Source organism: Nocardia sp. alder85J (assembly GCF_020176955.2).
Taxonomy (GTDB): domain Bacteria; phylum Actinomycetota; class Actinomycetes; order Mycobacteriales; family Mycobacteriaceae; genus Nocardia.
This window is the reverse complement of record NZ_JAIUCZ020000002.1, coordinates 1013544-1037504: the sequence shown is the minus strand read 5'-3', so window position 1 is coordinate 1037504 and position 23961 is coordinate 1013544. Positions and strand designations below refer to the sequence as shown.

Genomic DNA, 23961 nt, shown 5'->3' with positions numbered 1-23961 from the left:
CCGGGGCGGCGGGGGCGTCCACCGTCGCTTCAGCGGACTTCACGACATGATCTCCTCTGCAAGGTCGTCGATCTCGGATTCGTCGGCGGTGTGGTCGCCGGTGTCGCCGGTGTCCGCGGCGGGGGCACCGGTCAGCGACAGGAAGACATCGTCGAGGCTGGGCCGGTGCACGGTGGCGTCGACCACCACCACATCGGCGTCGTCCAGCCGGCGCAGCGCCTCGACCATGGTGCGGGTGCCGTCGCCGACGACGATCGACACCTCGTCGGTCTCGCCGTCGTGGCCGGCCTCGCCGATGCCGACCTGGGCCAGCACCTGCATCGCCCGCGCCGGATCCTGGCCGGCGGCCAGGGTCACGGTGAGCCGGTCGCCGCCGATGGAGGTCTTCAGCTCGTCGGCCGAACCGCGCGCGATCACCCGGCCGCGGTCGATCACCGTGATCCGGTCGGCCAGCAGATCGGCCTCCTCCAGGTACTGCGTGGTCAGCAGCACGGTCGTGCCGTCGTCGACCAGTTCGCCGATCACCCGCCACATGTCCAGTCGGCCACGGGGATCCAGGCCGGTGGTCGGCTCGTCCAGCACCACCACCGGCGGCCGGGCCACCAGCGCCCCGGCCAGATCGAGCCGGCGGGCCATACCGCCGGAGTAGGTTCCGGCCCGCCGCCCGGCCGCGTGGTCCAGGCCCAGCGCGGACAGCAGTTCGGTCGCCCGGTCCGTCGCCTGCCGCGGGCCCATCCCGTACAGCCGGGCCACCATGCGCAGATTCTCGAAACCGGTCAGGTTCGCGTCGACCGCGGCGTATTGCCCCGACAGTCCGATCCGGGTGCGGGCCCGCGACGGATCGCGCAGCACGTCCACCCCCGCGACTCTGACCGCGCCGGCTGTGGGTTTGAGCAGGGTGGTGACGATGCGCACGGTGGTCGTCTTACCGGCGCCGTTGGGCCCGAGCAGGCCCATCACCGTTCCCGACGGGATCTCCAGATCGATCCCGTTCAGGACCCGTACCCGGCCGTAGGCCTTCACCAGGCCCGCGACCTCCACGGCCAAACTCACTGTTCGAGCTCCTTCGCGTCGACGTTGTCGTGCAGGTGGTCTCGCAGAACCGGGCCGATCACCGCCAGCGCCTCGGGCGTTGTCATGCCGGAGTGGCGGCAGCGCACCAGCTGGTCGTGGATGGTCCCGGTCACGTAGGGCGCCCAGGCCTGCGCGCAGCGCTCCGGGTCGGCCCGGTTGATCTCGTCGTCGGCGGCGGTGAAGAACAGCAGGTCGCCGTCGAAGACGTGGGGCCGGAAGCGGTGCGCGAGCGCCGCTCCGTTGGTGTAGCCGGTGTAGAGCCGCTGCAGGTGGTCGACCGTCAGCGCGGTGAACGGGCCGGGCCGGTTGTGCAGCAGTTCCGCGGCGTCCTGCAGGGTCAGCCGCGGGTCCAGATCGGTGTCGCCGCCGAGCAGATCGCTGCCGAATTCGCCGATGATGTCGGCGATGCCGGGCACGGCATGGTCGAGCCAGCGGTCGGTGAGCTCGAAGCTGTCCATCATGGCCAGCAGCGCCACCCGCTCGCCGGCCCGCTGCAACTGCACCGCCATCTCGTGCGCGATGAGACCGCCCAGCGACCAGCCCAGCAGATGGTACGGGCCGTGCGGCTGGACGGACCGGATCTGCGCCACGTACTCGCGCGCGGCGTCGGCCATCGTGGCGGGTTCCGCGGCGCCGGTCACGTGCGGGGCCTGCAGGCCGTACACGGGCCGGTCGGCGGGCAGGTGCGCCAGCAGGCCGGAGTAGCACCACGACAGCCCGATCGCGGGATGGACGCAGAACAGCGGCGGGGTCGCCGAGCCGGCGGCCGTCCGGATCGCCAGCAGCGGCTGCAACGCCACGGCCAGCGCGTCACCAGCGGCGGCGTCGAGGCGGGCCGCGATCGCCGCCGGGGTGGAGTCGCCGAACATCGCCTGCACCGGCAGGTCGATCCCCGCCGACCGCAGCTGCGACACCACCTTGGTGGCCAGCAGCGAGTTACCGCCCAGATCGAAGAAGCCGTCGTCGACACCGACCTTGTCCACGCCCAGCACCTGCTCGAACGCGGTGCACAGCGCCTTCTCCACCGGTGTGCCCGGGGCCCGGTAGTCGTGACCGCCGCCGAACGACGGCGCCGGCAGCGCCGCCCGGTCCAGCTTGCCGACCGGGTTCAGCGGCACCCGGTCCAGCAGCACGATCGCCTGCGGGACCATGTAGTTCGGCGCCCGGTCGGCGACGTGCGCGGTCAGTGCCGCGGTGGTGACCGCGGCACCCGGACGCGGTTTGACGTACGCGACCAGGGCGGTGGCGCCCGCGGGGGTGCGGTGGCCGACGGTGAGGACGAACTCCACCGCCGGATGTGCGGCCAGCACCGCGTCGATCTCGCCGAGTTCGATGCGGAAGCCGCGGATCTTCACCTGGTGGTCGGTGCGGCCCACGTACTCCAGATCGTGGCGGCCGGTGTGGCCGGACCAGCGGACCAGGTCGCCGGTGCGGTACATCCGGTCCCCCGGCTTGCCGAACGGGTTGGCCACGAAGCGGGTCGCGGTCAGCCCCGGCCGGTGCAGATAGCCGCGGGCCAGCGCCGGACCGGACAGGTGCAGTTCACCGGTGACGCCCACCGGGGTCGGATGCAGGCGCGGATCCAGCACCACCGACTGCACCCCGCGGATCGGGCCGCCGATGGTGATCGGCCCGCCCGGCCGCATCGGCGGCGACATCACCGTGACGATCGTGGTCTCCGTCGGGCCGTACACGTTGTAGAGGGTGCGGCCCGGGGTGGCCCAGCGGGTCACCAGATCCGGCGGCAGCGCCTCGCCGCCGACGAGGATGTGCCGCATGTCGGTCACCTCGGCGGCGTCGACGGTGCCCAGCGCCGAGGTGGTGATGAAGGCGTGGGTGATGCGTTCCTCCACCAGCACCCGCGACAGATCCGCGCCGCCGTACACCCCGGCCGGGGCGATCACCAGCGTGGCGCCGCCGCCGAGCGCGTACAGCAGATCCAGCAGCGCCGCATCGAAACTCGGGGTGGCGAAGTGCAGCACCCGGTCGCCGGGCCGGACCTCGAAGCGCTGCGCGGTCTCGGCCGCGAAGTTCGACAGGCCGCCGTGGGTGACCGCCACGCCCTTGGGCACCCCGGTCGAGCCGGAGGTGTAGATGACGTACGCCAGATCCGCGGTGCGCACCACGCCGCGCAGTTCGGAAGGGGCGATCGGCGCGTCGGAGGTGCGCAGCACCCGCCGCCGGAACGACGGCGCGTCCAGGACCGTCCAGCTCGCGCCCGCGGGCATCCGCTCGCGGTAGGCCGACAGCGTGATGCCCAGCGCCGCACCGGAATCGGTGAGCATGTGGGCGATGCGATGCTCCGGGTAGTTCGGGTCCACCGGCACGAACGCGCCACCGGCCTTGGCCACCGCCAGCGTCACCGCCACCGATTCGGCCGAACGCGGAATGCCCAGTGCCACCATGGTTTCCGGGCCGACGCCGAGTGAGATCAGTACCCGGGCCAGCCGGTTGGTCCAGCGGTCCAGCGCGTCGTAGGTGACCTGGGTGCCGTCGCAGCGCAGCGCGACCGACTCCGGTCCGGTCGCCACCGCCTTCGCGAACACCTCGGCGAGGGTGACCGGGCGGTCCGCGGTGGCGCCGCGCACCGGCGCCAGGCTCGACCATTCGGCGGAGTCCAGCAGTTCCAGATCACCCACCGGCAGCATCGGATTCGCCGCCGCCGCGGTGAGCAGCCGGACCAGCCGGTGGCCCAGCCCGGCCGCGGTGGACTCCTCGAACAGGTCGCGGGCGTAATCCACCGACACCGTGATGCCGGCGGGCTCCCGCTCGCTGCCGCCGCCGGTCCACTCCTCGGTGAGGGTGAACTGGAGGTCGAATTTCGCGATCCCCGGATCGGCGTCGGCGGCCTCGATGCGCAACCCGTCCAGCTCCAGCGCCCGCGCCGGCTGATTGCGCACCGACAGCATCACCTGGAACAGCGGGTGATGGGCCTGGGAACGCGCCGGATTGAGCACCTCCACCAGCCGCTCGAACGGCACGTCCGCGTGGGCGAACGCCTCCAGGTCGGTCTCCCACACCGCGCGCAGCAACTCGGCGAACGAGGCGCTGGCGTCGAGGCGGGTCCGCAGCACCAGGGTGCCGACGAACATCCCGACCAGCGGATCCAGCGCCGGCTGCCCGCGCCCGGCGATCGGCGTGCCGACGGCGATGTCGTCGACGGCGGTGAGCCGGTGCAGCAGGGTGGTCAGCGCCGCGTGCAGCACCATGAACATGGTGACGCCGTGCTGCTTCGCCACCGCCTGCAACTCGCGGTGGGTGTGCGCGTCCAGCCGGCACGCCACGGTGCCGCCCCGATAGCTCGGGGCCGGCGGGCGCGGCCGGTCGGCGGGCACCGTGAGCAGTTCCGGCAGCCCGGCCAGCGATTCCTTCCAGTAGTCGAGCTGGCGGCTGATCGTCGAGTCGGGATCGTCCTCGCCGCCGAGCAGTTCCTCCTGCCACATCGTGTAGTCCGCGTACTGCACCGGCAGCTCCGCCCACTGCGGTGCGGCGCCGGACAACTGGGCGCGGTAGGCGACGGCCAGGTCCGCGGCCAGCGGATCCAGCGACCAGCCGTCCATCGCGATGTGGTGCAGCACCAGCACCAGCACGTGTTCCTCCGGCGCCAGCCGCAGCAGCCGCGCCCGGATCGGGGCCGTGGTCGCCAGGTCGAAACCGGGACTCGCGAACCGCCGCACCTCCGCGTCGACCTCGCTCTCGTCCACCTCCGCGACCTCGAGGCCGATCGCGGCCGCGGCCGGATCCAGCACCCGCTGATACGGGCTGCCCTCCAGCTCCGGGAACACCGTGCGCAGCGTCTCGTGCCGGGTCTGCACCGCCCGCAGCGCCGCCTCCAGCGCCGCGTGGTCGAGCGGGCCGCGCAGTCGCAGCGCCGCCGGGACGTTGTAGATGCCGGCGATCTCCGCCGCCGACCCGGAGGCGTTGAACCGCTCCAGGAACCACAACCGGCGCTGCGCCGCCGACAGCGGCACCCGCTGCGGGCGGGTGCGGCGGCGCAGCTGCGGCCCGGTGTCGGCGGGACCGGAGCCGTTGTCCAGCAGTTTCGCCAGCCCGGCGACGGTCGGGGTGGCGAACACCGTCCGCACCTCCAGCCGGGTGCCGGTGGCGGCGGTCAGGCGGGCCACCAGCTGGGTGGCCAGCAGCGAGTTGCCGCCGACGTCGAAGAAGCTGTCGTCGGCGCCCAGCGCCTCGGCGCCGACCAGTTCGGCGATCACCTGGGCCACCAGCCGCTCGGCCTCGGTCTCCGGTTCCCGGGCCACCGCGACGGTCAGCTGCGGCTGCGGCAGCGCGGCGAGGTCCAGTTTGCCGACCGGGGTCAGCGGGATCCGGTCCAGCACCGTGACGCTGCTCGGAACCATATGTGCCGGAAGGTGTTTCGCGACGTGACCGCGGACCTGCTCGAGGTCCAGCGCGGCCGCCTCGATCGGCTGCACGAACGACACGATGCGCGCGGCGCCGGCGATGCTGCGCACCTCCGTGTGCGCGAACCGGATCTCCGGATGCCCGGTCAGCACGCCGGAGATCTCCCCGAGTTCGATGCGGAAACCGCGCACCTTCACCTGATGGTCGCTGCGGCCCAGATACACCAGCTCACCGTCGGCGTTCCAGCGCGCCACGTCCCCGGTGCGGTACAGCCGCCCGCCCGCGGGACCGTACGGATCGGCCACGAACCGGGTCGCGCTGAGCGCGAGCCGATCCAGATAACCGCGGGCCACACCCTGCCCGCCCAGGTACAGCTCGCCGGGCACGCCGACCGGCACCGACCGCAGCCGCTCGTCGAGCACCACCGCGCGGGCGCCCCGGACCAGGGTGCCGATGGTGACCGGCGTCCCGGGGGTCAGCGGGCCGGCGATGGATCCGGCCACGGTGACCTCGGTGGGCCCGTAGGCGTTGAACATCGCCCGGTCCTTCGCCCAGCGCGCCACCAGTTCCGGGCCCAGCGCCTCGCCGCCGACGGCCAGCGCCCGCAACCGCGGCAGCGGCCAGCGGTCGGCGTCGACGGTGGCCAGCGCGGCCGGGGTGATGAAGGTGTGGGTGATACCCTCGGCCTCCAGCAGCGCGCCCAGTTCGTCGCCGCCGTAGATCGTCGTCGGGCAGATCACCATGGTCGCGCCCGAGCCGATGGCCAGCAGCAGATCCAGCACCGCCGCGTCGAAGCTCGGCGTCGAGAAGTGCAGCGTGCGCGATTCGCGCTCGACCCGCATCCGATCACGCAGTTCGTCACCGAAATTGGACAGTCCGGCGTGGGTGACCGCGACGCCCTTGGGCTTACCGGTGGACCCGGAGGTGTAGATGACATAGGCCAGGTCCGTGGTCCGCAGCGGGCGCACCCGCAGGCCGTCGGTGACCGCGCCGCCGTCGAGGGCGTCCAGTTCCGCGCGCAGGTCCGCGTCGTCGAGCAGCAGCCACGCGGTGTCCGCGCCGGCCGCCGCGGCCAGCCTCTCGGCGTCGGCGGTGATCGCCAGGCCGACCCGGCACCCGGCGTCGCCGAGCATGTGCCGCACCCGGTCGGCGGGATAGTTCGGGTCGACCGGCACGAACGCGCCACCGGCCTTGGCCACCGCCAGCACGGCCAGCACCGAGTGCAGCGAGCGGGCCAGGCCCAGCGCGACCCGGTCCCCCGGGCCGACGCCGGCGGCGATCAGCTTGCGGGCCAGCCGGTTCGAGTACGCGTCGGCCTCGGCGTAGGTCATGTCGGTGTCGCCGGAACGCAGCGCGACCCGGTCCGCATGCAGATGCGCGGTGGCGGTGAAATAGCTCGCCAGCGTGCACGACGGCGTCGGCACCGGGCCGTAGGCCGGGCTGAACCGTGTCCGTTCGAGCTCGGTGCGGGCGTCGATGTCGTACACCCGCGCCCGCGGCGCCGCGGCCACCGCGGCCAGCACCAGGGTCAGCCGCTGGGCCAGGGTGCGGACCGTCTCCACCTCGAAAAGCTCTGTGGCGTAGACGAATTCGAAGGTCAGATCACCGGCGGCGCCGCGGCCGCGGGCGGCGGGCAGCACCCGCAACTCCAGATCGAACTTCGCCAGCGCGATGTCGAGCTCGTCGGCGCGCAGTCGCAGCCCCGGCAGCTCCAGCGCCGGGACCGGGCCCTCCTGCACGGTCAGCGCCACCTGCAACAGCGGCGAGCCGGGCCCGGCCGTGCGGCCGTTGGCCCGCGACAACTCCTCCACCACCCGCTCGAACGGCAGTTCGGCGTGCGACATCGCGGCCAGTTCCCCGTCCCGGTCGGCGAGCAACTGCTCGACGAAGGTGCGGTCCGGATCCACCACCGACCGCAGCGCCAGCGTGTTGACGAACATGCCGACCAGATCGTCGAGGCGGGTGTCACCGCGCCCCGCGATCGGCGTGCCGACGACCACGTCCCGGCCGCCGGTGACCGCCCGCAGCAGCACCGCCAGCGCCGAGCGCAGCACCATGAACATGCTGACGCCCTCGGCGCGGGCCAGCTCCCGCAACCGGTGCTGCACCGTCGCCGACACCTCGAACCGCAGACCGGCCGAACGGTGACTCTGCTCCGCGGGCCGGGGCCGATCGTAGGGCAGCGGCAGTTCCTCCGGCAGCGTCGCCAGCGTCTCGCGCCAGAACCGCAACTGCACCGCGGCCGGGCTCGCCGGATCGTTCTCGTCGCCGAGGCATTCCCGTTGCCACAGACTGAAATCCGCGTACTGCACCGGCAGCGGCTCCCAGGTGGGCGCCGCGCCGCCGCGGCGGGCCACGTAGGCGGTGGCCAGGTCGCGGGTCAGCGGCGCCAGCGACCAGCCGTCGGCGGCGATGTGATGCAACACGATGCCCAGCACGTGCCGCTCCAGCCCGATGCGCAGCAACCGCAGCCGCAGCGGGATCTCGCGGGTCAGGTCGAAACCGCGCTGCGCCAGCGTGCGCAGCGCCAGCCGCGCGCCCTCCTCGTCGGCGGCGATCGGCTCCACCACCGGCATGCACCGGCGGGTGTCCAGTACCAGCTGATACGCGCCGGAACGATCCTCCGGGAACAGGGTGCGCAGTACCTCGTGCCGGTCGACCAGGTCGGTCAGCGCCGCCCGCAGCGCGGCCGTGTCCAGATCACCGTCGATGCGGATCGCGAACGCGATGTTGTAGGCGCTGGATTCGGGTGCGTACCGGTTGAGGAACCACACCCGCTGCTGCGGCAGCGACAACGGGATGCGGGCCGGGCGCGGGTGGTGGGCCGCCAGCGCCGCGCGCCGGGCCCGCGGGGCCTCGGTGAGCCGGGCGGCGATCCCGGCCACCGTCGGCGCCTCGAAGATCACCCGCACCGGCAGGTCGACCCCGAACTCGTCCTGCAACACCGCCGTCAGCCGGGTCGCCAGCAGCGAGTTGCCGCCGGCGTCGAAGAAACTGTCCTCGGCACCGGGCACGGCCTGGCCGAGCACCGTCTCGAACACCGCGGCGACCCGCTGTTCCCACTCCGTCTCCGGCGCCCGCGTGGGACCGGCCGCGGTGAACACCGGCGCCGGCAGTGCCTTGCGGTCGACCTTGCCCGCCGGGGTGGTCGGCACCGCGTCGAGCACCGTGATCGCGGCGGGCACCATGTACGCGGGCAGGTGCTGCCGGGCCGCGGCCAGCAGTTCCGCCGGATCGGCCTCGCCCTCGGCGGTCACGTACGACGCCAGCTGCGGATGCCCGCCGGCGCCGGTGTGCACCACGGTCAGCGCGAACCGGACCGTCGGCTGCGCCCGCAGCACATGGTCGATCTCGCGCAGTTCGATCCGGAAGCCGCGGATCTTCACCTGATCGTCGGCGCGGCCCACGAAACGCAGCTGCCCGGTGGTCGCGGCGACCACCACGTCGCCGGTGCGGTACATCCGCTCCCCGCGACGACCGTGCGGATTGGCCGGGAAACGCTGCCCGGTCAGGCCCGACCGGCCCAGATAGCCGCGGGCCAGGCCCGGACCGGACAGGTACAGCTCACCGGCCACCCCCGGCGGCACCGGTTGCAGCCGGCCGTCCAGGACGAACAGCCGCATCCCGCGCACCGGCAGGCCGATCGGCACCGGCCGTCCGGCGGCCATCGGACCGGTGGCGGTGGCGGCCACCGTCGCCTCCGACGGGCCGTACATGTTGTGCATCCGGCGGCCGGGGTGCGCGGTCCAGATCGCCACCAGTTCCTCGGGGCAGGAATCGCCGCCGACGATGACGGCCTCCAGCTCGTCGAGACCGTCGGTGGGCACGGTGGCCAGCGCGGCCGGGGTGACGAAGGCGTGCGTGACCCGCTCGTCGCGCAGCAGCCGCGCCAGCTCCACACCGCCGTAGAGGCCCGCCGGCGCCACCACGATGGTGGCCCCGGCCGCGAAGCCGAGCAGCAGTTCCAGCACCGACGCGTCGAACGACGGCGACGAGAAGTGCAGTGTCCGTGCCGAATCGGTCACCCCGAACAGATGCATCTGCTCCTGCGCCAGCGATGCCACACCGGCGTGGGTGACCACCACCGCCTTCGGGGTGCCGGTCGAACCGGAGGTGTAGATCAGATAGCCGGGGTGCGCGACCCGCAGCGGGTGGTGCCGCTCGGCATCGGCGATCGGGGTGGTGGCGAACCGGTCCATCGCGGCGGCCAGCATCGGCGACCCCAGCAGCAGCCAGTCGACATAGTGCTTGCGGTGCCGGCCGCGGCGCACCGGCCAGTCCGGCATCGCGGCATGGCAGCGGGCATTGGTCAGGCCCAGCATCGCACCGGAATCCGACAGCATGTGCGCGATCCGGTCGGCCGGATAGTCCGGGTCGATCGGCACGTAGGCGGCGCCGGACTTGGCCACCGCCCAGATCGCGGTGATGGCGTCCAGCCCGCGCGGCAGCGCGATCGCCACCACCACCTCCGGGCCGGCGCCGTGCTCGATGAGCACCCGGGCCAGCCGGTTCGAATTGTCGTCCAGCTCCCGATAGGTGGTGTCGTGGCCGAGGAAGCGCACCGCGACCGCGTCCGGCCCCCGCTGCGCGGTCTCGGTGAACAGCCGCGCCAGCGTCAGCGCCGCCTCGGCGGGGGCGCCGATGATCGGCACCAGATTGCCGGTCTCCCGGGCGTCCAGCAGCGGCAGATCCCCGACCGGGGTGTCCGGCGCGGTCACCGCCGCGGCCAGCAGCCGCACGAACCGCTGCGCCGCCGCGATCACCGTGGATTCATCGAAAACATCGGCGGCATAACCGAATTCACAACTCAACGCGGCATCGACGGTGGCCGGCTCGTGCACGGTCAACTGCAGGTCGAACTTGGTGACGCCCGCCTCCAGCGGCAGCACCCGCGCCGACACCCCGGGCAGCGCGATCTGCGGATCCGGGGCGCGGTCGTAGGACAGCACCACCTGGAACAACGGATGCCGGCCCGCGTCACGGACCGGATTGACCACCTCGACCAGCCGCTCGAACGGCACGTCCGCATTGGCGAAGGCATCCAGATCGATCTCCCGGACCCGATCCAGCATCCGCGCGAACCCGGCCGCCGGATCGACCCCGGTGCGCAGCACCAGCGTGTTGACGAACATGCCGACGACCTCGTCCAGCGCCGGATCGGACCGACCCGCGATCGGGGTGCCGATGACCACGTCACCGGTGTGGCACAACCGGGCCAGCAGGGTCGCCAGCGCCGCGTGCAACACCATGAAGGTGCTCACGCCGCGGTCGGCGGCCAGCGCCGCCATCGCGCGGCGGGTGCCGGCGGGCACGGTGAACTCCACCCGCCCCGCGGCGCCGTCGCGCTGCAACGGGCGCGGGCGGTCCAGCGGCAGATCCAGCTGATCCGGCAGGCCCGCCAGCGCCGTGCGCCAATAGGTCAGCTGCCGGGCCAGCGCCGAACCGGAATCGGTCTCGTCGCCGAGCAGTTCCCGTTGCCACAGCGCGAAATCCGCGTACTGCACCGGCAGCGGCGTCCACTGCGGCGGCTGCCCGCCGGCGCGGGCGGCGACCGCGACGGTCAGATCGCGCACCAGCGGCGCCACCGACCAGCCGTCACCGCTGATGTGGTGCAGCACGACCAGGAACACGTGCCGGTCGGGACCGGTGGCGTACAGCGCCACCCGGATCGGCGCCTGACTGCGCAGATCGAATCCGTACCCGGCGTATTCGCCGGCCAGCGCCAGCACGTCGGCGTCGGTGGCGTCGATCGGATCGAGGGTCAGCGGGATCTCGGTGGCCGGATGCACCCGCTGCTGCGGGCCCTGCGGGCTGTCCGGAAAGGTGGTGCGCAGGCTCTCGTGCCGATCCAGCACGTCGACGAGCCCGGCACGCAGCGCCGCCACATCCAGCGGACCGGTCAGCTCCACCGCCAGCGGCATGTTGTAGGCCGCGACCTGATCGGCGAACCGGTTCAGGATCCACAACCGCTGCTGGGCCAGCGACAGCGGGATCCGCTCCGGGCGCGGCCCGGCGACCAGCCGCGGCGAACCGGTGTCCGGATTCTGCGCCTCGAACCGCGCGGCCAGCGCCCGCACCGTCGGCGACTCGAACAGGTCCCGGATGGTGAGCCCCGCGCCGAGCGCGGCGTTGACCCGGCCCACCGCGCGGGCCGCGGACAGCGAATTACCCCCGAGATCGAAGAAGTTGTCGTCGATGCCGAGCGCGGTGACATCCAGCACGTCGGCGACGATGCCGGCCAGTTGCCGCTGCACCTCGGTGCCGGGCGCGGCGCCGGTACTCGATGCGCGCCGGGCCTGCGGAGCCGGCAGCGCCGCCCGGTCCACCTTGCCGTTGGCGCTCAGCGGTAGCTCCGCCAGCACCATCAGATGGGCGGGCACCATGTAGCCGGGCAGGACGCGGCCCAGTGCCGCGGTCAGCTCGTCGACGGCAGCGGCGTCGAGGGCGGCGCCGGGCGCGGCGACCAGATACCCGACCAGCTCCGCGTCCTCCCCGCTGCCGCGGGCGACGCAGACCGCGCGGGCCACCCGGGCGTCGGCCAGCAGCGCGGCCTCGATCTCGCCGAGTTCGATCCGCAGGCCGCGCAGCTTCACCTGGAAGTCGCTGCGGCCCAGGTATTCCAGCGCTCCCGCGGCGGCGCCGACCCGCCAGCGCACCAGATCGCCGGTGCGGTAGAGCCGCGCGCCGGACCGGTACGGATCGGCCACGAACCGGTCCGCGGTCAGGGCCGGGCGGCCCAGATAGCCCCGCGCCAGCTGCACTCCGGCCAGATACAGTTCGCCGACCACCCCCGGCGGCACCGGCCGCAACCGCCCGTCCAGCACGTACACCCGGGTGTTCCAGACCGGCGCGCCGATCGGCACGCTGTCGTGGGCCGGATCGCACACCCACGCGGTCACGTCGACCGCGGCCTCGGTGGGGCCGTACAGATTGTGCAGCTCCGGAGCCGAATCACCCAGGGCCGCATGGAAATCGCGCACCGTCGCGGCGGGCAGCGCCTCCCCGCTGCAGAACACCCGGCGCAGCCCGGTGCACCCGCTGACATCGGTGTCGGTGACGAACACCGACAGCATCGACGGCACGAAATGCGCTGTGGTGACCGCCTTCTCGGCGATCACCCGGGCCAGATAAACGGGGTCGCGGTGCCCGTCGGGCACCGCGATGACCAGTCGTGCGCCGATCTGCAAGGGCCAGAAGAACTCCCAGACCGACACGTCGAAGGTGGCCGGTGTCTTCTGCAACACCACGTCGGTCTCGTCGAGTGGGTAGGCGTGTTGCATCCAGTGCAATCGGTTCACGATCGCGGCGTGGGCGACGCCGACCCCCTTCGGGCGGCCGGTCGAGCCGGAGGTGAAGATCACATACGCCAGCTGGTCCGGGCGCAGCGGACCCCGCCGCTGCGCGTCGGTGAGCGGCGAGCCGTCACCGGCGGACAGGTCGAGGGTGTCGACCTCCAGCCGCGCGGCGCCCGCGGGCAGGTCGATCCCGTCGCGGGCGGCGGTCAGCACGCACACCGGCCGGGCCTGCTCCAGGATCGCGCCCAGGCGCTCGGCGGGATGATCCGGATCCAGCGGCAGATACGCCGCCCCGGCCGCGACGATCGCGTACATGCCGACGACCAGGTCGAGGCTGCGCCGGATCGCCAGGCCCACCACCGTGTCCGGGCCGGCGCCGCGGGCGATCAGCTCCCGGGCCAGCCGGTTGGCCCGCGCGTCCAGTTCGGCGTAGGTGAGCGTGTCCTCGCCGAACTCCAGCGCGATCGCCGCCGACGCGGCCGCGACCCGGGCCGCGAACAGTCCGGCCAGGGTGCCGCCCGCGTGGTCGGCCGCGGTCGAATTCCATTCCCGCAGTACCAGTTCGCGTTCGGCGGCGGTGATCACCGGCACCGAGGTCACCACGGTGTCGGGCGTGTTGGACAGCAGCCGCGGCACGTAGTCCAGGAACCGGCCGTGGTGCGCGGCCAGATCGGCGTCGCCGTACAGCTGCGGATTGGCCTCGAAATCGAGGTGGATGCCCTCGCCGGTGCCGTTGTAGAGGTTCACCGACAGGTCCTCCACCGGACCGGTGGACAACACCCGCAGCGATCCGAGCAACTCACCGAAGCGCAGCTCCTTGTGGAACAGCATGATGTTGACCATCGGCCCGAAGAAGCCACGGGTCTCACGCGAATAGCCGCCGTCGCGGCGGATGTCGTCGTGCCGGTACCGCTGATGCGCCAGCGCCCCGATGATCTGCTGCTCCACCGCGGCCACCACGTCGCCGACGGTGGTGGCCGGGTCGACCCGCACCCGGATCGGCACCACATTGGACACCACACCCGCCGAGCGGCGCAGCGTCACCGAGGTCCGCGCCGACACCGGAAGACTCAGCACCACATCGGGATTGCCGGTCACCGCGTGTACATAGCAGGCCAGCGCCGCCACGAACAGCACCGCGCTCTTCTGCACCTGGAAGGCGGCGGCGGCCTGCAACAGCTGCGCCTGCGCGGCCTCGTCGACCATGCCGGCGGCGATGCGGCGGTCTGCCGTCGGCGCCGCCGACGCCACCGGCGACATCGACAGGCTCACCGGCGCACCCGCACCCGCCACCTGCTCGACCCAGTAGTCGCGATCGGCCTCGAACTCCGGCGAATCCCGGTACCGCGCCTCCCCGGCGTAGATCTCGGCCAGCCCGTCGGCACGCGACACCGACGGCTCCGTCTGATTCGCCAGCGCCGTGTAGATCTCGGCGGTGCGGTTCGTCGCGTTCATCGCGCCGTAGCCGTCGATGACGATGTGATGCGCCCGCGAGTACCAGATGTAGTCCTGCTCGCCGAGGCGCAGCACGGCGTGGAAGATCAGCGGATCACGCTCGAGATCCATCGAGGCGCCGGCGTGGGCGGTCATCCAGCGCCGCGCCGCCGCCCGGGGATCGCTCTCGTGCCGCAGATCCAGGCGGGCCCAGCCCGATCGCCGCGCCGGATCGATCAGCTGATGCGGCACCCCGTCGATCTCCAGCAACCGGACCAGGCCGACCTGTGCCTCCGCACCGAAACGCTCGACGGCGTACAACAACCGGCCGACATCCAGATCGCCGTGGATCTCCACGTATTGGGCGATCGTCAGCGGCACCTCGGGATGGATCCGCTGCGCGTACCACAGGGCCGTCTGGGCGGGAGACAGGGCGAAGGGCTGTGCCGAGAGTTCGCCCGCAGAGCATTGGTCGACACGATCGGTGGCCAATGAGCTCATCTATCACTCCGTTCTGCCGCTGTTGACGCACAATCCCCGAGCCGGCGAATCGGACACCGCGGTGCGCATGCATGCGCGAACCGCAGGGCGTCGATCCACGCCCTATGATTCGGAGCCTCGAGTCGACCGGATCGGTAGTGATCCCGAGTTGTTTCACCTCGAACGCCATTGGCGGCGAGTGCATTTAGACGGCTATCTCAGTGCAACTTGGCTTTTGAGAGGTAACAAACGCTGGTACTGCGGTAACACCCAGTGCGGTATACGGAAACGCGCTCAGAGCAGGGGTCCATCGCTACACGCTGGCGAACAGTACACGACCTTACCGGGCGATGCACATATTTACAGGTGCGGTTTGATCACGAACATGTCCGGACACCGATCGCCCCGAACCGGCCTCGCGCGGCCACCGCCGGGACGGGGTGCGGCGGGCCGCGGCACGGCCCGGATCAGGAAGAAATTCGCCGACGAATTGCTGTGGCCCCGACGATGATCACGGCAAACGCCGACGCCGCCCACTCCGGCCGGGAACCCAGGCGGGTGGCGAGCGTCGTCGTACTGCGCAGCGGGACACGGGCCTCCAGCGCGGCGGGCACGAGTTTCGGCGTCTGCTGCCGCACCACCCCGTCGGCGGTGATGATCGCGCTCACCCCGGTGGTGGCCGACACCACCACCGCGCGGCCGTGCTCGACGGCACGGATCCGCGACATGGCCAACTGCTGGTAGGTCATATCGCTGTCGCCGAAGGTGGCGTTGTTGGTGGGCACGGTCAGCAGTTGCGCGCCCGCGTGCAGGGAATCCTCGAACGCCCGGTCGAAGGCCACCTCGTAACAGGTCGCCACGCCGATCGCGATCGGCGCGCCACCGCCGGCCGGCCGCGCGTGCACCACACCGTCACCGTGCCCGGGCACGAAATATCCGGCCCGATCCGCATACTGCGAGAAGTGCCGGAAGAAGCCGCGATACGGCAGATACTCGCCGAACGGCTGGATGATCTTCTTGTCGTGCCGCTCCCCGGGCCCGGCGTCGCCGTCCCACACGATCACCGAATTCGAGGTGGTGTCGTCGGCGTTCACCAGCACCGCACCGACCAGGATCGGCGCGTGGATCGCCCGCGACGCCGCCGTGATCTCCTCGGCGGCATCGGCATTGCGCAGCGGATCGATGTCCGACGAGTTCTCCGGCCAGATCACCACATCCGGCACCGGCGCCCGGCCGGCGTCCACCTCGCGGGCCAGTTCCAGGGTGCGGCGGACATGGTTGTCCAGCACCGCACGGCGCTGCGCGTTGAAGTCCAGCCCCAGCCGCGGCACGCTGCCCTGGATGGCGGCGACCGTGATCGGCCGGTCACCGGCGTCCGGGGCGGGCAGCGCGGACCGGAGGATCACTCCGGCGATCGGAATGATAGCCACAACCAGCGCGGTGAGACCAATTCCGAGACCCCACCGCGACTTTCGCCGATCGGCCGCGGCACCGTCCCGGATCCGCAGCGCCAGCGCCGCGGCGGCGGTACCGGTCAGCGCCACCGCGAAACTCACCCCCGGCGCGCCCGCCAGCTGCGCCAGCGGCAGATACCAGCCGTCGCCCTGACCGAAAGCCAAACGCCCCCAAGGAAATCCACCGAACGGGAAGACCGACCGCAGCCATTCGGTGAGCGTCCACATCAGCGCCGCCCACAGCGGCCACCCCGGCAGCCCGCCGATCAACCGCACCAGCAGCCCGAACAACCCGACGTACACCGCGCAGGCCGCCGACAACGCCAGCCACGGCGCCGGCCCCACATAGATACCCGTCCACGGCAGCAACGGCAGGAAGAACGCCAGCCCGGCGACCAGACCGAGCCCGAACCCGCCCCGCAACCGGCCCGGCCCACGCACCACCAACGTCAGCAGCGCCACCCCGACCGGCGCGAGATACCAGCACGTCCGCGGCGGGAAACTCACGTAGAGCAGCAGTCCCGCGAGGATCGCCCCCGCGAGCCGCCACCACACCGGACGCCGCCACCGGACGACCGGGACCGACGCCTCCGGCGAGTCCCCGACCGGATCCACGGCGGCCCGCTGCTGCGTCACGACACTCCCTCACCTGTCCCGGTCCCGTGCCGCCGCCCGCGCTCGCCCACTGCGGGTCGCGACGACCGGCACCTCCGGCTCACCATCGGCTCGATGCTACCGAGCCCACCCGTGCCACCCGCGGCCCCACTCCCGACATTTCACCCTCACTTCACGCGGACCGGCATCGCATCGGGTTACCGGCACCCGCAGCCGCGGCGGTCACGCCACACATCCATCGCTGCGGCTCCAGGCGGCTTCGCCGGAGGCGATATCACCGAGACGGTGCACTGCCGAGGCTCTCGGCGGTATGTGTTGCGGCGGGGGTCAGGCTTCGTGGATGGTGACGCCGCGGTGGACGGTGCGCAGGCAGCGGGGCAACGGGGAGCCGGGGTCCAGCCGCGGCAGGCCCGGGACTCGGGAGCGCGGGTCGGTGGACCAGCGCTGCACCGAGTCGGAGGCGGCGGCGACCACCAGATCACCGGCCTCCCACAGCGCGTAGGAGGCGGGTGCGCCGGGGACGAGGGTGCCCGCGATGCCGTCGCGGACGCCACCGGCGCGCCAGGCGCCACGGGTGGCGGCGGCGAAGGCCGCGCGGGGCGAGAGATGATGGCCGGTGGTGCGGTGGTGCACCGCCGCGCGGATCGCCTCCCACGGATTCAGCGCGGTCACCGGGGCATCCGAGCCGATCGCGAGGGCGACACCGGCGGCGGCCAGCGCCGCGAACGGGTTCAGCGCCGCGGCGCGCTCGGCACCGAGGCGGGTGGCGTACATGCCGTCCGGGCCACCCCAGGCGGCGTCGAACCCCGGTTGCACGCTGGCGATGACGCCGCACGCGGCCAGGGCCGCGATCTGCCCGGCGTCCAGCAGTTCGGCGTGCTCCACGCGGTGACCGCGCCCGGCCACCGCGGGCGCGCCCAGATCGGCGGCGACGCGCGAGAATCCGTCCACGACCGCGTCGACGGCGGCATCGCCGATGGCGTGGAAACCGGCCTGCACACCGGCCTCGGTGCAGGCCCGCACGTGCGCGGCGACGGCCTCGGCGTCCAGGTAGTGCACGCCCTGGGTGTCGCAGTCGGCGTAGGGCGCGCGCAGCCAGGCGGTGTGCGAACCGAGCGAGCCGTCCACGAACAGATCACCGGCGAGCCCGTGTACCCCCAGCTCCCGCACCAGGTCCCGGGCCTCGTCGGCGCTGCGCACCGCCTCACCCCAGTACGCCCGCACCTCCACGCCGTGCTCGAACGCGAGCAGTTCGGTCACGTCGGCCCGGCCGCTGATCTCGGGGCCCGCGCATTCGTGCACGGCGACCACGCCCTGTGCGGCGGCCCGATCCAGCGCGACGCGGCGGGCGCGGTCACGCTGCGCCGGATCCAGCCCGCCGAGCGCGGCGGCGCGGACCAGGTGATGCGCCTCGGCGCGCAGCGGTGCGCCCGCGGTGTAGCCGTTCGCCGCCGTCACCGCGGGCACCGCGTCCAGCAAGGCCGAGGAGGCGATCGCCGAATGCGCGTCCACCCGGGACAGATACACCGCGCGGCCGGGTCCGGCGGCGGCGTCGATCTCGGCCACGGACGGGGGACGCCGCTCGGGCCAGCGGGTTTCGTCCCAGCCGTCGCCGAGCACCGCGCCCGGATGCGCCGCGGCGTGGTCGCGGACCAGCTCCAGGCAGTGCGCGAGCGACGTGGCCCCCGACAGGTCCAGGCCGGTCAGCTGGAGACCCAGTCCCGTCACATGGACGTGCGGGTCGACGAAGGCGGGGGCGACGAACGCGCCCCCGACATCGATGATCTCGGCATCCGGGTACAGGGCCCGGCCCGGCCGCTCGGCCCCGAGCCAGACGACGGTCCCGTCGGTGACGGCCATCGTCGTGGCGTCCGGGGAACTCGAACTGTGGATGCGACCGCCGACCAGCAACTGGGTACTCACGGCAGTCCATCCTGCCCCACCGGCCCGGCGGCGCCCGCCGGGGACCGGCGGTCAGCGATCGCCGAGCATCGGGTGCGCGCCGCCCTGGCCGTCGTCGTAGTACTCGTGCACGACCACGCCGTCGACGACCTCGCCACTCGGGTCGACCACGGTGCCGCGATAACCGGTGGCCATGACCAGCCGGTCGATGCGGCGGACCGCGAAGGCCGAGACCAGCGGCCGCACCAGCACCCGGGTCGGCAGCAGCAACAGCAGACCCGCCACCGAGGTGAGCAGGCCGGGCACGAACATCAGCACCGCGCCGAGCGCGACCAGCGCACCGTCGGCGACCGCGGTACCGGGCGTGATCTCGCCCCGGCGGGCCCGCCGGAAGCCCTCGGCCACCCGGCGGCCCTGCGAGCGCACCAGGATCAGGCCGAGAGCGGACCCGGCGATCAGCAGCAGAATGGTCGGGAACACACCGAGGAAGTGGCCGACGACGACGAGCGCGGCGATCTCCGCGACCAGGTAGAGGGCGAACAACACGGCGGGCATGACGATCCTTTCGACGATCCACCCCGTTCAACGCGCGGCCCGGCCGATTTTCTCCCGGGATCCGAAGTTCACAGCAGAATCTGCGAATCCGGCCGGTGATCCGGATCACCCCGGTCGCGGGCCGATTTGCCGGAATCGCCACCTGCCTGATTGTCTCGCCCGGTGAGTGTCGCAGACTGGGCCGCGCTGCTGGCGGCCGCCACCGCGGCGGGCTGGGTGGACGCGGTGGTCGGGGGCGGCGGGCTCATCATCCTGCCGACCCTGTTGCTGGTCGCGCCCACGCTGGCGCCACAGACCGCGCTCGGCACGAACAAGATCGCCGCACTGTCCGGGACCAGCGCCGCCACCGTCACCTTCGCCCGCCGGGTCCCGTTGCGACTGCCGCTGCTGCTCCCGGCGGCGGCGCTGGCCGCGGCGGCCGCGGCGGCGGGTTCGGCGGCGGTCGGGCTGATCGATCGCCGCTGGTTCATCCCGATCGTGATGGTGGTGCTGATCGGGGTGGCGATCTTCGTCACGCTGCGGCCGTCGATCGGCCGCGCCGTCACCGCCACCAAGCCGCCGACGCGGCGCCGGGTGGCGCTGGTCGTCGGCCTGGCCGCGGGGCTGATCGGCTGTTACGACGGGCTGCTCGGTCCGGGCACCGGCACCTTCCTGATCATCACCTTCGCCACGCTGCTGGGCACGGAGTTCGTGCGCGCCGCGGCGATGGCGAAGGTGATCAACTGCGGCTCCAATCTGGGAGCGCTGCTGTATCTCGCGGCGACCGGGCATGTGCTGTGGGGGCTCGGCCTGGCCATGGGGATGGCCAATATCGCGGGCGCGGTGGTCGGCTCGCGGATGGCGCTGGCACGCGGTGCGGGTTTCGTGCGGACGGTGCTGCTGGTCGTGGTGACCGGCATGGTGCTGCGGCTGGGATGGCAGCAGTTCCTCTGACCGTCAGCAGGCCGCTTCGGCCATCAGCCGCTGCTGCCGGCCGTGCGCCGACAGCCAGGGCGCCAGCACCCGCGAGGTGGTCTCGCGGATCTTGTGGTGCAGCCGCTCCCCGTCCTCGATGCCCTGCCGGGCGGCGAACAACACCGTCAGCGCCCCCGACACCGCGCCGACCACGGCGCCGACCAGGGCCGCGGCGCTGACGTCGTCGAGTTCCTCGGGGAACGCCACGCGCAGCTGCCGGGCGATCTCCTGCTGCGCGGCCAGCTGGGCGTGCGCGGCGCGGCCGCTCACGGCCGGCACCGTGCGCGAGACCTGCGCGCGCAGCACGGCGATCCGCGCGGACAGATCGTCGCCGAGATGTTCGCCCGGATTGTCCCCGGCGGCGCGCAGCGCGCGCAACAGCACCTCCACCGGGCGCTCGTCCGGACGGCGGGTGGCAATGGCGCGGACCGCGGACTGCACCCGCTCGTCGGGTTCGGGGAAGAGTAGTTCCTCTTTGCTCTCGAAGTAGTTGAAGAAGGTGCGGGTACCCACCTCGGCGGCCGCGGCGATGTCCGCGACGGTGGTGGCGTCATAGCCACGCGTCTCGAACAGTTCGACGGCGGCCTCGAGGAGGGAGCGGCGGGTACGTTCCCGCTTGCGGTCACGGAGAGCGGATGGCGGCACGCGGCGACACGGTACGGCATTCATCTCGAAACACCCGGTAAGCAGCGTGTCGTTGCGCGTATTTCGGGCAGCGCCACAGCGCATTTCGTGCATGTTTGCAGTCGATGCAGCTTTGCACGGCGTGTCGCGGTGGAAGGGGTGCGGGATCGGCCGCCGTGTTGTCGCCGCAGCCGACGAGCAATTAGCGTAGTCGCCGTGAACAACGGACACCGGGTCGTGGACGAGCAGTTCCGTGCGCTGCCGCTGGCCGAGCTGGCCGAGGCCGCACTCAGCGCCGCGCGGGCCGCGGGCGCCCAGCATGCCGATCTGCGTGTGCACCGGCTGGTGAGCCAGTCCATCCGGCTGCGCGACGGACGGGTCGAGGCCATCGGCAATGCCACCGACGTCGGCTTCGCTGTCCGCGTCATCGTCGACGGCACCTGGGGTTTCGCCTCGCACGCCGACCTGTCCCCCGCCACCGCCGCCGAGGTCGCGCGCACCGCCGTCACGGTCGCCACCACGCTGCGCGCGCTCAACCGGGAGCAGGTGGCGCTGGCGCCGGAACCGGTCTACGCCGGCGCCGACTGGGTGTCGCCGTACCGGGTCGACCCGTTCACCGTCCCCACGCCGGACAAAGTGGCGCTGCTCCAGGACTATTCGGAGCGGCTGTCCGCCGCCGACGGCGTCGACCACGTCAGCGCCTCGGTGCTCCAGGTCAAGGAGCAGACTTTCTACGCCGACACCGCCGGCTCCACCATCACCCAGCAGCGGGTCCGGCTGCATCCGGTCCTGGAGGCCATCACCGTCGACCCGTCCGCCGGCGTCTTCGAGACGATGCGGACACTGGCCGCACCGGCCGGCCGCGGCTGGGAGTACGTCACCGGCGCCGACGGCGTCTGGGACTGGACCGGCGAACTGGCCCGCATCCCGGAATGGCTGGCGGAGAAGGTGAAGGCGCCCACGGTCACCCCCGGCCCCACCGATCTGGTCGTCGACCCGACCAACCTGTGGCTGACCATCCACGAGTCGATCGGCCACGCCACCGAGTACGACCGCGCCATCGGCTACGAATCCGCCTACGCCGGTACCTCGTTCGCCACCCCCGACAAGCTCGGCACCCTGCGCTACGGCACGCCCGTCATGCACGTCACCGGCGACCGCACCCAGGAGCACGGCCTGGCCTCGATCGGCTACGACGACGAGGGCGTCGCCGGGCAGCGCTGGGATCTGGTCCGCGACGGCGTGCTGGTCGGCTACCAGCTGGACCGGGTCTTCGCGCCACGACTGGGCCTGGAGCGGTCCAACGGCTGCTCCTATGCCGATTCGCCGCACCACGTGCCCATCCAGCGCATGGCCAACGTCTCACTGCAACCGGATCCGCAGCGCGACACCACCACCGCCGACCTCATCTCCCGGGTCGAGGACGGCATCTACATCGTCGGCGACAAGTCCTGGTCGATCGATATGCAGCGGTACAACTTCCAGTTCACCGGACAGCGCTTCTTCCGGATCCGCAACGGTGAGTTGGCCGGTCAGCTGCGCGATGTCGCCTACCAGGCGACCACCACCGACTTCTGGGGTTCGATGGAGGCCGTCGGTGGCCCGTCCACCTGGGTACTCGGCGGCGCGTTCAACTGCGGCAAGGCCCAGCCCGGGCAGGTGGCGGCGGTCAGCCACGGCTGCCCGTCGGTGCTGGTGCGCGGGGTCAACATTCTCAACACGAAGTCGGAGGGGGCGTAGTGAGCGTGGTACACGGCGGCGAGGTCGTCGAACGGGCGCTGGCGGCAGCGCGACTCGACGAGACCATCGTGATCGTCACCGACGCCTCCGAGGCGTCGCTGCGCTGGGCCGGCAATTCGATGACCACCAACGGCGCGTCGGTGTCCCGGACCTGGGCGGTGGTCTCGATCGTGCGCGACGCCGACGGCACCGCTCATGTCGGCAGCGTCACCTCCACCAGCGTCGGCGAATCCGAGATCGAGGCCGTGGTGCGCGCCGCCGAGGAGGCCGCCCGCACCGCCGCCCCCGCCCGCGACGCGATGCCGCTGATCGGCGCCGAAGACGGCGCCGGCCGCGGCGATCCGGATTGGGCCGCCGCCGTCCCGGTCACCGACATCGAGGTGTTCACCGGCATCACCGGCGATCTGGCCACCGGATTCGACGGCGCCGACCGCCTCTACGGCTTCGCCCACCACCAACTGCACACCGTCTGGCTGGGCACCTCCACCGGCGTCCGCCGGCGCTGGACCCAGCCCACCGGCTCGCTCGAGATCAACGGCAAACGCGGCGAGCACGATCCGGCCAGCGCCTGGACCGGCGTCGGCACCACCGATTTCCGCGATGTCGACGTGCCCGCCCTGCTCGCCGACCTGAGCCGCCGCCTGGACTGGTTCAAGCGCCGCGTCGACCTCCCCGCCGGCCGCTACGAAACCCTGCTGCCGCCGTCCGCGGTCGCCGACCTGATGATCTACCTGTACTGGACCATGGAGGGCCGCGGCGCGCACGAGGGTCACAACGCCTTCGCCCGCGCCGGCGGCACCCGCATCGGCGAGCGCCTCACCGACATCCCGCTGACCCTCTCCTCCGACCCCCGCGCCACCGGCCTCGAATACCAGCCCTTCGTCGCGACCCCCTCCTCCACGGAGATCCTCTCGGTCTTCGACAACGGCCTGCCCGCCCGCCGAGTCGACTGGATCCGCGACGGCGCCGTCGAGAACCTGGTGTACCCCCGCGCCACCGCGGCCGAATTCGATGCCACGGTCACGGTTCCGGTCCCCAACCTCCTGCTGACCGGCGGCTCCCAGGCCGACCTGTCCGACATGATCGCCCGCACCGAACGCGGCCTGCTGCTCACCTGCCTCTGGTACATCCGCGAGGTCGACCCCGCCACCCTGCTACTGACCGGCCTCACCCGCGACGGCGTCTACCTGATCGAGGACGGCGAAGTCACCGCCGCAGTCAACAACTTCCGCTTCAACGACAGCCCCCTGGACCTGCTCCGCCGCGTCACCGAAGCCGGCGCCACCGAATCCACCCTCCCCCGCGAATGGAAGGACTGGTTCACCCGCGCCGCCATGCCCCCACTGCGCATCCCCGACTTCCACATGTCCTCGGTCAGCCAGGCGACCTGAGCGGCTCCGCCATTGCGGAAGCACACCGGCCGCGCGCAACGGCTCGACGGCCGGACATGCGGCCGCGGCGCAGTTGGCCGG

9 protein-coding genes are annotated in these 23961 nt (G+C 72.3%); 3 read left to right on the top strand and 6 right to left on the bottom strand.

From position 1 onward, the window contains the following. Positions 1-39: 39 nt before the first annotated feature. From LBW94_RS10790 to LBW94_RS10770, 5 genes are all read right to left on the bottom strand, one after another. Complete coding sequence (locus LBW94_RS10790; protein ID WP_225053591.1) at positions 40-1053, bottom strand: ATP-binding cassette domain-containing protein; 1014 nt, start codon at positions 1051-1053, stop codon at positions 40-42. Beyond that, positions 1050-14666 (bottom strand): non-ribosomal peptide synthetase, encoded by a 13617-nt coding sequence (locus LBW94_RS10785; RefSeq protein ID WP_225053589.1) that lies wholly within the window; start codon positions 14664-14666, stop codon positions 1050-1052. The genes LBW94_RS10790 and LBW94_RS10785 overlap by 4 nt, the downstream gene beginning before the upstream one ends. Before the next feature lie 446 nt (positions 14667-15112). Then, a complete protein-coding gene (lnt, locus tag LBW94_RS10780; protein WP_225053857.1) occupies positions 15113-16654 on the bottom strand; it encodes an apolipoprotein N-acyltransferase in 1542 nt (513 codons plus the stop codon). 387 nt (positions 16655-17041) lie between these two features. Then, complete coding sequence (locus tag LBW94_RS10775; protein WP_225053588.1) at positions 17042-18637, bottom strand: amidohydrolase; 1596 nt, start codon at positions 18635-18637, stop codon at positions 17042-17044. Between the two features lie 51 nt (positions 18638-18688). Next, positions 18689-19171: an FxsA family protein gene (locus LBW94_RS10770; RefSeq protein ID WP_225053586.1), complete on the bottom strand. Its 483-nt coding sequence runs from the start codon at positions 19169-19171 to the stop codon at positions 18689-18691. A 162-nt stretch (positions 19172-19333) separates the two neighbouring features. Between LBW94_RS10770 and LBW94_RS10765 the strand changes: the two genes are divergently transcribed. Further along, entirely contained in the window at positions 19334-20104 is a 771-nt protein-coding gene (locus tag LBW94_RS10765) for a TSUP family transporter (RefSeq protein WP_225053584.1), read from the top strand. Between the two features lie 3 nt (positions 20105-20107). On the opposite strand, the gene LBW94_RS10760 is transcribed toward LBW94_RS10765, so the two are convergent. Further along, positions 20108-20770 carry a TetR/AcrR family transcriptional regulator gene (locus LBW94_RS10760; RefSeq protein WP_225053583.1) on the bottom strand — a complete coding sequence of 221 codons (663 nt, stop codon included), beginning with the start codon at positions 20768-20770 and terminating at the stop codon, positions 20108-20110. Between the two features lie 195 nt (positions 20771-20965). Between LBW94_RS10760 and LBW94_RS10755 the strand changes: the two genes are divergently transcribed. Next, positions 20966-22489 carry a TldD/PmbA family protein gene (locus tag LBW94_RS10755; protein ID WP_225053582.1) on the top strand — a complete coding sequence of 508 codons (1524 nt, stop codon included), beginning with the start codon at positions 20966-20968 and terminating at the stop codon, positions 22487-22489. Further along, positions 22489-23880 carry a metallopeptidase TldD-related protein gene (locus LBW94_RS10750; protein ID WP_416276861.1) on the top strand — a complete coding sequence of 464 codons (1392 nt, stop codon included), beginning with the start codon at positions 22489-22491 and terminating at the stop codon, positions 23878-23880. The genes LBW94_RS10755 and LBW94_RS10750 overlap by 1 nt, the downstream gene beginning before the upstream one ends. The last annotated feature ends 81 nt before the right edge of the window (positions 23881-23961 follow it).

What these genes read in the sequence shown, in the direction of transcription:
- LBW94_RS10785 (WP_225053589.1), bottom strand. Translation starts at nt 14,666, where the DNA reads ATGAGCTCATTGGCCACCGATCGTGTCGACCAATGCTCTGCGGGCGAA.
- LBW94_RS10770 (WP_225053586.1), bottom strand. Translation starts at nt 19,171, where the DNA reads ATGCCCGCCGTGTTGTTCGCCCTCTACCTGGTCGCGGAGATCGCCGCG.